Source organism: Bacillus sp. HNG, assembly GCF_003400205.1.
Lineage (GTDB): Bacteria > Bacillota > Bacilli > Bacillales > Bacillaceae_L > Ferdinandcohnia.
The window spans coordinates 43314-57453 of record NZ_QUQV01000001.1; the positions used below are offsets into that span (position 1 = coordinate 43314).

General features: G+C 36.7%; 9 protein-coding genes. 6 read left to right on the forward strand and 3 right to left on the reverse strand.

Going from position 1 to position 14140, the window contains the following annotated elements; translation table 11 throughout:
• The first annotated feature begins 160 nt into the window (after nucleotides 1-160).
• Nucleotides 161-4522: a cohesin domain-containing protein gene (locus DZB84_RS00200; RefSeq protein WP_142759821.1), complete on the forward strand. Its 4362-nt coding sequence runs from the start codon at nucleotides 161-163 to the stop codon at nucleotides 4520-4522.
• Nucleotides 4523-4565: 43 nt separating this feature from the next.
• On the opposite strand, the gene DZB84_RS00205 is transcribed toward DZB84_RS00200, so the two are convergent.
• On the reverse strand, nucleotides 4566-6161 hold the full coding sequence (locus DZB84_RS00205) for an FAD-dependent oxidoreductase (protein WP_116350240.1): 1596 nt from the start codon (nucleotides 6159-6161) through the stop codon (nucleotides 4566-4568).
• A 168-nt stretch (nucleotides 6162-6329) separates the two neighbouring features.
• Nucleotides 6330-6953, reverse strand: a complete 624-nt coding sequence (locus DZB84_RS00210; protein ID WP_116350241.1) for a YesL family protein — start codon at nucleotides 6951-6953, stop codon at nucleotides 6330-6332.
• A gap of 218 nt (nucleotides 6954-7171) precedes the next feature.
• On the opposite strand from DZB84_RS00210, the gene DZB84_RS00215 reads away from it, so the two are divergent.
• From DZB84_RS00215 to DZB84_RS00235, 5 genes are all read left to right on the forward strand, one after another.
• Nucleotides 7172-8251 (forward strand): GNAT family N-acetyltransferase, encoded by a 1080-nt coding sequence (locus DZB84_RS00215; RefSeq protein ID WP_189655095.1) that lies wholly within the window; start codon nucleotides 7172-7174, stop codon nucleotides 8249-8251.
• 311 nt (nucleotides 8252-8562) lie between these two features.
• Nucleotides 8563-9831 (forward strand): sugar ABC transporter substrate-binding protein, encoded by a 1269-nt coding sequence (locus tag DZB84_RS00220; RefSeq protein WP_116350243.1) that lies wholly within the window; start codon nucleotides 8563-8565, stop codon nucleotides 9829-9831.
• 105 nt (nucleotides 9832-9936) lie between these two features.
• Entirely contained in the window at nucleotides 9937-10893 is a 957-nt protein-coding gene (locus DZB84_RS00225) for a carbohydrate ABC transporter permease (RefSeq protein ID WP_411266248.1), read from the forward strand.
• Between the two features lie 36 nt (nucleotides 10894-10929).
• A complete protein-coding gene (locus tag DZB84_RS00230; protein ID WP_116350839.1) occupies nucleotides 10930-11733 on the forward strand; it encodes a carbohydrate ABC transporter permease in 804 nt (267 codons plus the stop codon).
• Nucleotides 11734-11759: 26 nt separating this feature from the next.
• Nucleotides 11760-12659 (forward strand): Gfo/Idh/MocA family protein, encoded by a 900-nt coding sequence (locus DZB84_RS00235; RefSeq protein ID WP_116350244.1) that lies wholly within the window; start codon nucleotides 11760-11762, stop codon nucleotides 12657-12659.
• A gap of 48 nt (nucleotides 12660-12707) precedes the next feature.
• On the opposite strand, the gene DZB84_RS00240 is transcribed toward DZB84_RS00235, so the two are convergent.
• The gene (locus DZB84_RS00240) at nucleotides 12708-14075 is read right to left on the reverse strand and encodes a hypothetical protein (RefSeq protein WP_116350245.1); all 1368 of its coding nucleotides are present in this window, start codon (nucleotides 14073-14075) and stop codon (nucleotides 12708-12710) included.
• Nucleotides 14076-14140 lie beyond the last annotated feature (65 nt).

Consider the following 14140-nt stretch of genomic DNA (forward strand, 5'->3'; position numbering starts at 1 on the left):
GGTCTATAGTAGGAGGGGGTTAGAACCTTGTTATCATACGAAAGACGGGTTTCAATATGTGCGCACTTAAAGACAATTTTCAGACTTGTCCAACTTTTGGGAAATCAATACAATGTAATAGATTTAAGGTTTTTATTAATGAGGGAGAGGGGTTATGCATTTGGTTTGGATAAGAAAGGTAACACTGTTATTGTTATGTGTTTTGTTGGTGCTTCCAAGTATTTTTCAAGGCACAGCATTATCTTTAGAAAAGGTAAGTGCGGCTACTATTTCGAGTACAATCTCTGTAAAGAATAATAGTTTTGAAGAAGCTGTAGTCGATGGCAAAATCCCAGGTTGGACATCTTTATTTCAGACAGGAGAAGGGTATACGTTTGAAGTTTCAAACGAACATAGTGCTATCGGAGAAAATAGTCTTCATCTGTCAGATACGATTAGGGGACAATCGGTAGGCTTGCTAAGTGAACCTATTGCTGTTCAACCAGGTGATTCGTATACAGGAATGACTATGTTGTATTTAAAAGATAATAGTACAGCAAGCTTTCGAATTCAGTTTTATGATGAAAAGAATGTTCAAATTAAAACGGAAGAGTATGTGACGCATAGTGAAACCTCTAAAGGATTTCCAGTTGAGGAATGGTCCAAGGTTGATACGCCTACTGCAGTTGCACCTGAAGGAGCCAAATATGCTAGGGTTGTAGTTTTTACAACAAGTTACGCAATTGCTCAAGCTTATTATGATGACGTGACTGTGCTACATACACCGAAACAGGGAGATGGTGATGAAACGCATACCCCTGAACCGATGAAAAACGGTAGTTTTGAAGAGCCAGTGGTAGACGGTACGATTCCAGGTTGGACTTCATTGTTCGAATCTGGAGACGGACACAATTATACTGTTACGAATGAACAAAGTGCATCAGGAGAATACAGCCTTCACCTGTCAGATGAGATTAGAGGAAAATCAGTTGGTTTATTAAGTGATCCAATCGAGGTGAAACCCGGAGATTTATATACCGGTACGGCTATGTTGTTCATGAAAGCGGATAGTACAGCCAGTATTCGTTTAGAGTTTTATGATGAAAAAAATAGTAAGATTCAAACGGAGGAATATGTAACACATAGCGAAACTTCAAAGGGGTTTCCAATTGAAGAATGGACAAAGGTTTCTACACCATTTGCTACGGCTCCTAATAATGCGAAATATGCAAAAGTAGTTGTCTATACGACAAGCTATGCGATTGCTAAAGCATATTTTGATGATGTGTCGATAGAGGGAGAAAGAGCAGTAGAGCCGATTGGAACAGACGTACGAAATTCGAGTTTTGAAAAACCTTTATACAATGGGAAAATTCAATACTGGGAATCGTTATTTAATGTGGGATCAGATTATCATTTCGAATTGAATAACGAGATCAGTGCTTCAGGGGACTATAGTCTGAAGATTTACGACCAAGTTCGCAATCAATCAGTAGCTTTAATTAGTGATTATGTTTCGGTTACCCCCGGGGATTCTTATACAGGTTCTAGCAAGCTGTATCTCAAAGATGGAGGTACAGCAAGTATTGATATTCGTTTCTATAATGCAAATGATGTTCGAATTGATGTAGGCGCAACTGAAATGCATTATGCTTCAGGAAAAGATGTTCCAATTGAGGAATGGAGTGATATATATACTCGAAAAGTGGTCGCACCAGATGATGCAGTCTATGCTCGAATGGTACTTTACACAACATCGTACCAAATAGCGGAAGCTTATTATGATGATGTAACGATCATTCACGATGCAGATACATCACCGGCAAAACTATCAATTTCGGCACCAACACAAATTACTGAAGGTGAGACTTTTTCAGTTACATTAGATGCTACAAATGTAAAAAACCTTTACCAAATGGATGGTAATATCTTGTTTGACCGCGAAAATTTACAGTTTTCGGGATATGAACCACTAGGAGCTTTTGCAACAGAATCTGCGTCTGTAACTGTAGAGGAGGCTAACGGAAAACTAAACATAGTAGCTTCTACCAATCCTGAACAACCAATAATCTCTGATTCAGGTATCGTACAATTACATTTCAAAGCAGGCTCTAAGTCAGGGCAAGCCTGGACAGTCCTAAGCAAAGATACAGTAATGAATCATGAGTTCCAGGTAGAACGTGATCAAACATCATTGATCTTAATAGGGGACATTGAGGAAAAACTAGAAAACGTAACTTTTAGTGAACCCGAAAATCTTCAATCCCCGATTGCAGATACAGTCGGATTGTTTGATGGACGCACCGGGGTGGAAGACAGTGTTAATGTAATGTATACAACGGTAAAAGGAATTCCTCCCGTTTTCCACGTGATAAATATTGATGAGCATAAACTTATTCGTAGCTTACCGATGGAAGGTGCAGGTGACGTATGGAGCCACACGGTTGTACCGAACGGAGATGTTTATGTTGCTGCAGGGGGACAACTATGGGTGTATTCTCCTGTAACTAAGGATATTAAAAAGGTCTACACACATAGTACGGAGAATGTATTTTGGGCACTTGAACATGATGAAGCAGGCAATGTATATATTGCTACTGGTCCGTTAGGAAAAATTATTAAGTATGATCCAACTACTCATACAGCACATGACTATGGTCGATTAATGGGCCATATTAGCCAAGAATATGTTAGATCTATTGATTATAGCAATGGGTATGTATATGGCGGAACTTCACTTGGAGAGATATATAAAATTAATGTAAAAACAGGCGAAAAAGTTGAAATTGCTTCTCCATTAAATGAAGAGGGTTATGTATATGATTTAGACATTGTCGATGACAGACTGTTAATTGCCCGTTTTGAAACATCACAAACGAGATATGTGTATAATTTGGAGACAGAAAAATGGGAAGACGTAAAAATTGTAAACAGTAGTTCCGGTCTTCATCTACCAAAAACATCCCTAGACGGAAAAATTTATATGCCGGTCAATGGAAAGATTGCTTCCTTTGATGTCAATACATTCGAGGTAGCTGAAATTGTTGATTTTGGCACAGGATTTAGAGGCGCTGACTGGGTTGAACCACCTGATCCTGAACTTCCTGGTGTAAGTTTAGTTACAATGAATTTTGCGGGAAGTTATATGTTCTTTAATCCTGCCACTGGAAAAATTAAAACAATTAATAACTTCTTACCGCCATCACCTTCTATCACACATGTTTTTAAGAAGGGCACAAACGGAAAAATCTATATTACTGGTATGCAGGCCTCTAAAGCAGCCGAATACGATGTGTTTACAAAAGAAATGAAACTTTTCCCGATGGGGCAAGCTGGGGCTGTTATTCCTTACCAAGATAAAGTCTACTTTGGGGTTTATCCAGGTGGAGGTTTTGAGGAATATTTCCCTGCAGGTGGCGATAATCCTAGGAAACTCTTTAATATTGGTGATGCGCAAGACCGCCCAATTAGTGGAATTGAAGCGGAAGGAAAAATATTTGTCGGCTCGATACCAGACTATGGTGAACTTGGTGGAGCGATGATGGTCTATGATCCTTCTGGTGATAACCCTAAGGACTCTTACAAAGTCCATCGAAATATTGTAGAAAATCAAAGCATCATTTCATTAGCGTACAAGGACGGAAAAATCTTTGGTTCAACAAGTATTAATGGCGGATTGAGTTCTGAGACAAAGGCAACAGAAGCAAAAATATTTGTATGGGATATTGATAAGGAAAAGAAAATCAAAGAAATTTCTTTAGATATACCTGGACTCTATAATCCTCCTGCAATCGGTGGACTTTCAATTGGTCCTGATGGATTACTTTGGGGAGCTGTAAATGGAATTGTGTTTGCAATGGATCCAGAATCACTTGCTGTAATTAAGTATAAAAATCTTTTCCCAACCGATGGTTCTTGGGGGCAATGGGGCGCTTATAATGTTGAGTGGCAAAACGACATCCTCTACATGCAGCTTGGTCGAAGATTAGTTGCTATAGATCCAATTAGCCTTGATTTCCATTACTTTGAGGATTCCGAAGCATTTACGATAGGTGAAGATGGCCATCTGTATTATTCACCACGTTCAAACAGAACGTTAATGTATAAGGTAAATATCACTGATAAAACACATCCTGGCCGATTACATCTAAATAGTCCAACTGCGATTAAACAAAATGAGATGTTCGAGGTAACGTTGTATGCCAATCAAGTAAATGATCTGGATAAAGCTATTGCTCAACTGGAATATAACGCAAATGAATTGAAATTCATACAGGCAAAAGGCGTCGAAGCATTCAGTGAAAAGGGTACAAAATTTAAAGTGGCAAGGGAGTCTGGGCAGGTAACGATTTCTGCTTCATTACCTTCTGGAAAGTCTCTCAATAAAGATGGCAAAATAGCTGTACTTCGATTTAAAGCAAACAAAAATATAGATAAAACGGCAATTTCAATTTTGAAAAATTCAAAGGTATCTTCTATAGACAGTAATGAGGATATAGATATTGGAACGGCTCAAACAATTACGGTGAGAGTTTTACCATAAGATTAAAAGAGGACTACATTAGAATCAAATGTAGTCCTTCTTTTTATTTCTTCCCAAACGTCTCTTTCATTCGTATAACAGGATCATCCTCAATTGAATCATCCCATTCGAGTACTTGTCCGAAAGAGAGCAATTCCATTTTTAACTGATCGTAAGCAATTTCTTGTACGGTTGTTTGATTTTTAAGAGCTAAAGCAGCTGCAGCACCTGCTGATTGACCTAATATCATGAATACGGGTTCCATTCGTATGGAACCATAGGCGATATGTGAACTAGATAAACAAACGGGAACAAGTAAATTTGTACATTCTTCAGCTTTTGGACGAATCGAACGATACGAGATTGGGTAAGGTGAAATCGGTATTTCTACGTCGCCTTCATTGTATACACGACCATCAATAATCAATCTTCTAACATGATGGGAGTCCATTTGATAGGATGCTAATCCGATTGAATCATTTACAGTCATGTCACCTAAACAATTGTGATCAGTCATCACATAGTCAGCTATCATTCTTCTTGCCTCTCGAATATAGAGCTGATGTGGCCAATGCCCAGTTTCTTCAAATTCATCACGGGCTAATCCCCACTGGGAAACCTCGTCACGAATCACTTTAGGAACTTGTTCATCATTTGCTAAAAAGTAGAGCAAGCCAAGATTATAAGTAAAATGATCTTGGAAAATCCTTTCACGTGTCTCGAAATCCCCATCGGGCCATTCATAATTCTTCCCGATATTATCAGTTGAAAATCCTCCATAGTTATTCAAATCAGTCTTTCCATTTGGTAACATCGTATGAAGATTCATCACATCCCATACACCTGCATTGATATAACGTAACAATAATGAGTAGCGGTTCCGATTATAGCAAGGTGGTTTCGGAAAAGGAACACGATTATCAGCCCGATTTGTTAAGCAAATGCGGAAATTATATGCCTGTATTCGATGGTCACCTTGTCCCTGAAAGCCAAGAGTTTCATTAGTGGTTTCGGTAATACCTGGTAAAACTCCACTTGTAGGGTCGCCTTCGATTACATAGGGATCAATCCATTTATCAAACTGATGGTGGGGATGTCCAAATTGAATCCCATTATAGGTCTCTTTATAGGTTGCATTCGATTCTCTACCTACAATGTAAGTAACATCTGCTTTAGCCATTACGTCACCCTCATAGCTAGCATCAATAAATATGTCGCCTATATATGTAGTTCCATCTTCCATGATTATTTTAGTTATCTTGGTATTCTTTTTTATTACTTCGATTACATGTTGATTATAAACAACCTCGATCTCAAAGTCCTTTAGCCATTTTTCAAATACATATTTGGCTGCCTTTGGTTCAAATGTCCACTGTTCGTTCTTGTTGTAGTAGATTCCTAATTCCTGAAAGAATTCTTTCGATAAACCACCAATTGCTTCCTTTGCACCAATATCAGAAGCACCTAACCCACTTGCCGTGATACCCCCAATATTTTTTCCGAATTCAGCAATAACGACAGATAGACCCATTCTCTTCGCTTGAATGGCCGCTGTTATTCCAGCGGGTGTAGCGCCATAGATGATCAAATCTCTTTGTATAACAGCTGGTTCGCTAACTTTTGGAGTAGGAACATAATAATGTAAGTGACTGAAATCCATTGATATCCTCCTTAAATGGGATAACATGATACCCCTTTCAAACTTACTTAAAAGTTTAAAAGAATAATTGGAATAATCAAGACTTTTAATGGACTTTAAGTCAGACATAATTTCAGGCAGAGAAAAAGAGTGTCCCGAAATACGGACACTCTTAATAGCATTGCTGATTTATTCCTGTGTAATCATCTTTTTCTTACTATTAATTTTCAAGAAGGCGCGGTTACTACACCACGTAATTGCTACTGCTAACACACTTCCAGTAAAAAACGGAATAATTCCTGGTATTAAATTTACAAGAATCCCCAGAAGCATACCTGCTGTCAAGATAAGAATCGTCTCTATAAGAGAACTAGCAGCAATCAAAAAGGATTGTTTGATATATTGAAAGAATTTCATTTCGAATTGTATATATACAGGAAAGAAATAAAATAATGTGACAATATACGAAATGGACAGAAATAGTAAGATTGGAAACAGGAATTGCAATTTATCTACATTCTTTTGTAGAAACATAAAATCATAAAGTAAGATATAGCCAATTAAAATGAAAAATAAGCCAAATTTATTCAGAGAAATAAATTCCTTCTTATAGGTGTTCCAGAACGTTTGAAAGATCTTCTCAACCGGTTCTTTACTAAGCCATTTGTGGACAATCGTAAACATTGCACCTGTCGAAGGGAATAGCCCCAGCACTCCAAAACCCAAAACTGTAAAAACAATCCATAGTATATTTACATATGCAAACTTCAACATCATAACTGCAAAATGATTAAATTTCTCCCATCCACTCAAATCGACCACCTCAATCCACTTGTTGAAAAAAATCATTACGAATTATTTAAAGACAATTAATAGACTTGTCACTTGATAAAATTAACATAAAATAGAAGGTAAGTATTGTAAGTTTAGTTGTATTATAACATGGATTTAATGGTAGCGATTCCAATTTTTAAACAGTTATTTAATTCCATTCTCATGTGTAGTAATAAATGATAAATAGAGGTGAACTTATGCTAGAATTCCGATTAGTTGAAGACGATGATTTCCAACAAGCCATTGATTTAGCAGATAAGGTTTTTCGTAAAGAAGGGCATGTGTCGATGGGAATTGCATTCCCACAAGTGTTTTCTGCTGCGTTGAACCAATCTTATGGCGCCTTTGTCGATGATAAACTAGTTTCATTTATTGGTTTGGTTCCATCTGTTCTACATCTTGAAGGTGCTGAAATCCAGGCTTATTCAATCGGTGCTGTCTGTACAGACCCTGACTATCGCAGAAAAGGATTAGCCAACACACTATTAAAGAAAATTTTCGAGCATGTCAACAAGTCTGGTGCATCTGTTCTATTTATTTCAGGGGATTTACCACTCTATATTAAGCAAGGTTGTACTTTCTATGGAAAGATGAATCAATATAAACTTCATAGTGGTGACATTACAGCTGATACATCTTATAAAGTCAGAGAACTTGGTCCTTATGATTGGTTTCAACTTAGAAAACTAAGCCAAAATCGAAAAATTAGGTATGAACAGACCATTTATGAAATTGCGCAGCTTAATAAGGGTGCTGGGTTTGCAAGTATTTTTAAAATGAAACATAAAGTCCTTGTAGCCGAGAAGAATAATGAGTTAAATGCATTTTTAATATTTGGGGTGCCATACCAAGAACAAGAAGGAGTGGACTCTCGCGTCATTGAATGGGGTGGAGATCCAATTGCCATTCGTACCTTGCTTGCAGAAGCATTTACATACGGCCCAGATTCTCTGTTATGGAACGTCCCAAGCTATGAAAAAGAGCTTATTCAAGATCTTGACTCTTTTCAGGAAAAGGTGGATCAGACATATCCAGGAACAATAAAAATCATGAATTTGGATCTATTGCTAAACCAGCTTGGTCCATACTTTAAAGACAAACTTGTCATTTCAACTATGGATGATAAACAGAAACGCCTTTTTAATGATGAAAATTCAACTATTTTGAGTAATCTTGATGTAGAAGAGCTGATATTAAAAGGGAGCAAGAATGTAGATTGGTATTCTTATATTTTTCCAATCCCGTTTCCATTTCCACAAGGTTTGAATTATGTATAATACGATTCGTTGATATGGTAAAGTGCATTTTATGCAACCGTATTTTGTTTGGGAACTAAATTAAATTTCATTTCCTATTAAAGACAATTAATAGACTTGTCACAATACCTCAAACAAAATAGAATATAAGTATTCAAACAAGAATAAGTAGCAAATTTTTTTAAAATGAGATGTTACCGTTTTCAATTATGCGTATTTTCAGTCAAAATGGACGCGGTTTAAAGGGGGGATGGAAAAACAACAAATCATTGATAGGTTATTAGTCATTGAGATTTTTTATTGAACTTAACTAAATAGGGGGAATTTCGTAGATGAAAAAGAAACGTTTTTCGTTCATGGCACTTTTGCTTTCAGGTAGCTTACTTTTTTCTGCATGTAGTAATGATACGTCAACAACTCCTGATAAAGGAAAGGATTCAGGAAAGGTGGATGGTGAAATAACTGTTTGGGTTCATCCTTATACAGGTGATGCTAAGAAAGAAGAGGAAATGTGGAAAGAAATCACTGCAAATTACAACAAAGAGTTTCCTGACGTAGAAGTAAACATAGAAACGATTCCGTGGGCAAATCGAGACCAAAAAGTCCTAACTGCATTAGCAGCTAACAATGGACCAGATGTATTCTATGCGATTCCTGACCAAATGCCACAATATGCAGATGTAGGAATGCTTTTAGAATTAGACCCATATTTAGAGGCTTCTGATCTTGAAGGGTTTGTTGATACTTCATTAGTATCTACTACATGGAAAGACAAGAAGTATGGATTACCAATCCTGCAAGAAGCTTATACATTCATTTATAATCTAGACGTCGTGAAAGCGATTGGAGAAGATCCGGCAAATCTACCAAAAACGTGGGAAGAATTTGAGGCATGGGCAGCAAAAGCAAAAGAAAAAGGTTTCTATGCATTAAACTATCTGGGAGGAGGTTCCATGAATGGAACAATCTATCCTTGGGTTTGGCAAGCTGGTGGAGATGTTGTAACAGATGAAAATGAAGTATTAATCAATAGCTCTGAAAGTGTGAAAGCGTTCGAGATGGTAAATAATTTCTATCAAAAAGGATATATTCCAGAAGATTCGATTACAGCAACCACACAAGATGAATTATGGTTCGGTGGAAAAATATTGGCACAACTTGGATCTGGGATAAGTATTACGATGATGGAAAAAGAAGGTAAATTTGATTTCGCAATTGCTCCTCCATTAACTGGTGAAAAGCAATTAACATATGGTACAACTGGAATGTTTGTAGTGCCTTCAAACAGTGATAATCCTGATGCAGCAGCAGAATTTGTAAAGGCAGTAACAAATGCTGAAAACCAACGTATTTTCAATACTGTAACACAATATATCCCAACCCAAGAAGAAGCAAAAGATATCTTTGATTCGAATCAATATATGAGTCAATTAGCAACATATACACAATATGCATTACCTGGTGTTATACATCCAAAAGGGCGTGCAATCATGCCATTTATTCAAGCTGAAATTCAAGCTATGATGGCAGGAGACAAAACTCCTCAAGAAGCAGCAGATGCAGCAGCTGAAGCAATCGAAGCTGAGTTAGCAAAGCCGTAAAATAATAGCTTCTTAACGTAAAGAGAGTTTTATTCCTTTTGAGAATAAAACTCTCTGTTTATGAAAACTTGTTTTGTTTATCAATAAAAGAAATAAGGTGATAGCTTGGAAAAGGTCGTAGAAACTCATAACAAAGTACCTCTGGAAAACATAAAAAAGGTCAAGCCTCCTTTAAAGAAAAGGATAAAAGATGAATGGAGAAGAAATGGTCTTGTTTATCTTGTACTTACTCCTGTATTAATCCATTTTCTAATATTTCAAGTCATTCCATTTGTATATAGTTTTATATTAACATTTCTTAATTATCGAATTATCGGTACTTCCGAGTTCGTTGGTTTACGTAACTGGAAGCAATTGTTTCAAGATGAGATTGCTTTAAAGTCAATTTGGAACACTATTTTATTTTCCTTCTATTATATACTTCCTACAATGGCACTTGGTTTAATTTTAGCGCTTGTCATAAAATCAGGAATACGATTTACAAAATTTTTCAAAGGAATCTTTTTCCTGCCTGTTGTTACATCATTTGTTGTTGTGGCAGGTATCTGGGAATGGCTATTTTCAGGGACGGAATCAGGATTAATTAACTACTTATTAAGCTTCTTAGGGATTGGACCTCAGTTGTTTTTATCTGATTCTTCACAAGCCTTACTTGTATTGGCAGGTTTGAGTATATTCAAAGTATCTGGAAGCACAATGATCTATTACTTTGCTGGGCTCCAGTCCATTCCAAAAGATATGTATGAAGCCGCAAAAATTGATGGTGCTTCACCTTTAAAATCCTTTTGGTTAATCACTTTCCCATTATTAAAACCGATTCATTTCTATGTATTAATCATTACGACAATTGGTTCTTTCCAAATTTTTGACTCTGCATTTTTATTAACAAACGGAGGACCAAACTTCTCAACAAGCACAATTGTATTTTATTTATACCAAATCGGATTCACGAATTTGAACTTTAGCTATGCAGCTGTTTTATCTTACGTATTATTTGCGATTATCTTAATCATTTCGCTTATTCAGAGAAAATACTTTGGAAAAGATCAAGGTATTTATTAAGGCTGAGCGTGATTGTAAGGGAGATGAAATATCTTGATAAAAAAACTACTTAACTATTTTGTACTGTTCTTCCTAGGATTTTGCTTTCTACTGCCATTTTTAATTATGGCATTAAGTTCATTTAAAGAAACGACTTTTGCAGCTATGGATCCGTTATTTTGGATTCCAGACAGCGTGTCATTTAGTAACTTTGCGTACCTATTTCGTAATGATAATTTCTTACGATGGATTTTTAACTCGGTAGTAATAACCATTATTCCTGTTTTTTCACAAATGTTTTTTGCTGGTTTACTAGGTTATATATTTGCTAGGAAGCAATTCATCGGAAGGGAATTCATATTCTGGACATTTATGGCCGTAATCATGATACCGTCGCAACTGCTTATCATTCCGAAATTCATCATGTTTTCAAAATTTGGTTGGATTAATGAATACCAAGCTTTAATTGTTCCCGAACTTTGGGCGATAATGGGTGTGTTTTTAGTTCGCCAATTCATGCAAGGGATTCCTATGGAATTAGATGAAGCCGCAAGAATGGACGGAGCTAATGATTTTCAGGTGTTTCGTAAAATTTATATGCCATTAGCATTTCCATCTATCGCAACTGTTGGGACATTCGCGTTTGTAAGTAACTGGAATGATTTATTTCAGCCATTAATTTATATGACAAATGAAAAAATGTACCCAATCACAGTTGGGCTAGCTTCCACATTGAGCAAAGAAGGAAACTTTGGAATTGAAATGGCCGGAGCGACACTCTCATTTATCCCGACCTTCTTAATCTTCTTATTCTTCCAGAAGTATTTCACAGAAGGCATCCAGTTATCAGGTCTTAAATAAGTTAACGTAAGTAAGGGAGTGAATTTATGAGGGATTTAAAAATAGGAATGATTGGTCTCGATACCTCACATGCAACTGCTTTTACAAAGTTATTAAATGATCCGTCCCACCCTTTTTATGTAGGGGGTGGGAAAGTAGTTATGGCGCATCCAATGAGCTCATCTGATTTTAATTTAAGTTATTCCCGTGTTGGTCCAATTACGAAAGTAGTTGAGCAACTGGGTGTTCAAATCGTCCATACGATGGAAGAAGTGGCAGAGCATTGCGATGCAATTTTAATAGAGTCTGTTGATGGAAGGGTTCATCTTGATCAAGTAAGCAAATTGTGTAAGTTTAAGAAACCTTTATTCATTGATAAACCATTATGCTTAACTACCTCTGATGCAAGAAGAATCGTGGAGCTAGCTGATCAATACGAGACACCTATTATGAGCTCTTCAGCCTTGCGATATGCGAAAAGCTTAAACATGGCACTTGCCATAGAGGATAAAGGGAAGATAATTGGAGCTGACTGTTTTGGACCGATGGAGATTGTTGACACCCAACCTGGGTATTTTTGGTATGGGATTCATGCGGTTGAAATGCTCTATACGATAGTTGGGAGTGGTGCAAAGCATGTTCGTTCAGAATCGAACGAGGATTTTAATGTAATTGTTTCAGAATGGCAAGATGGTCGACTTTTTAGCGTGAGAGGGAATAGAAAAGGAAATGGAGATTTCGGTGCCGTTATTCATTTTGAAAAAGGTAGTGAGTATGTATCGATAAATTCTTCCTCAAAACCCTTTTATGCTAGTTTATTAGAGAATGTTATCGATTTTTTTAAGGACGGTAAAACACGAGTGCCATTGCATGAAACAATAGAAATTATTCGGTTCATTGAGGCAGCAAATGAAAGCAAGGAAACAGGGAAAAAGGTGTATATATAAAAGGAAACCCTTTAAGTGAAAACAGCGGGTAATGTAGTTCCCGCCATTTCATTCTTTTTTTATTTCATGGTCATCGAGGATAAAGCTAAGTCGATAAATTCGTCTTGGTCTACCTTTGTAGGTGATCTTTTCTTCACCTACAATATCCACTAGATTGGCGTCCATCCACTTCAATAGGATTCGATGTGCACTTCTTGTTGTAATGTTTAATGTAGTGGCTAACTCTTGGGCTGTATAATCATATTTTTTATGACGTGCTACTCGTGCCATTAGCTTTGTCATATATGCGGCTGACATTCCAGCCTGTTCGGCTTTATTAAGGAGTTCAGCATCAGTGATGGATAAATCATATTTTTCATATTGAGTATCCGTGATAATGTCAACTGGACCAATCACACTTTGATCTTCACGAACGATATAGCAGACATTACCGCCTAATTCTTTTGATTGACGCAGGGCAATTCTAGCATGGTTACCTGCTTCCGCTGCAGAGAGACCGAAGCCGACACCAATACTTATGGATACACCTAACTCTGTTTTGGCTGAGTTTAATATGGGTATGAATTTATAACCACGGGTTTCTCTTTCGAAAATACCGCGGGTCGTAATAAATGAAAACTCATCTCCGCCAGAATTGATCAAGTGACCATCAATTAGCTTTGTATAGTTTAGCATCATTTGTTGAAATTTTAGCTTAAATACTTGTACTTCATGTTCTGTTTTGTATTTTTCAGTAGCTTTATCAAATTGATCAATATCGATAATACCAAACACAATTTGTGATTCCTTATTTTTACGAGCCTCCGTCGCTAGCAATGCACGCTCGAGTGAAACAATTAAGTCCTGATAGGTTGGGGTTACCCATTCATTCGGTATGCCCAAATCAGATAGTTTCAGTGAAACCTCCTGGGTACCAGTAATGACAATGGAACTAAAGTTTTGATAATTATGTTGGTGAAATTCAACAATTTCCTCAAAAGTAGTAGTCTGACTGTAATGTGGAAAGGATGTAAATTCGTAATTGGATTCGCCTAATTCATATAGGATTTGTTGAATGTATTTCTCTTCAACAGTATCAATAGAAATGTGCCTGAGGTCATATTTATTTTTAATCAAAAATAAGGATCGATACAGGCCAGTACCCATTAAAGGAACATAATGGGCCGGAATAGCAAAATTGAAAAGTTGTTTGGCCTTCAGGTAAGTAGGAAATTCCATGAAAAGGAGAACTTCAACCTTATTGACCAAGTTTTCTATATCCTTAGGTTCAATCGTAGAAGGTGTTGAATGTAAAAAGAAAGGTTGAAAATTAGGAAAAGATTCAAGCGCTTTCATAATTTCGTTCACAAGTTCTACAGGACTCACGATACCGATAATAATTTCAGTACCATTAGTTGATAATTGATTCGTTTTCATAATGTCATCTCCAGTAAAAGACATATTAAAGAAATGTCTTTAAATAATCTTACTACTAGATTAAG

Bases quoted from the DNA above. Each gene is read 5' to 3' on its own strand.
- DZB84_RS00240 (WP_116350245.1), bottom strand. From the start codon at position 14,075: ATGAAAACGAATCAATTATCAACTAATGGTACTGAAATTATTATCGGT.
- DZB84_RS00235 (WP_116350244.1), top strand. From the start codon at position 11,760: ATGAGGGATTTAAAAATAGGAATGATTGGTCTCGATACCTCACATGCA.
- DZB84_RS00205 (WP_116350240.1), bottom strand. From the start codon at position 6,161: ATGGATTTCAGTCACTTACATTATTATGTTCCTACTCCAAAAGTTAGC.
- DZB84_RS00215 (WP_189655095.1), top strand. From the start codon at position 7,172: ATGCTAGAATTCCGATTAGTTGAAGACGATGATTTCCAACAAGCCATT.
- DZB84_RS00220 (WP_116350243.1), top strand. From the start codon at position 8,563: ATGAAAAAGAAACGTTTTTCGTTCATGGCACTTTTGCTTTCAGGTAGC.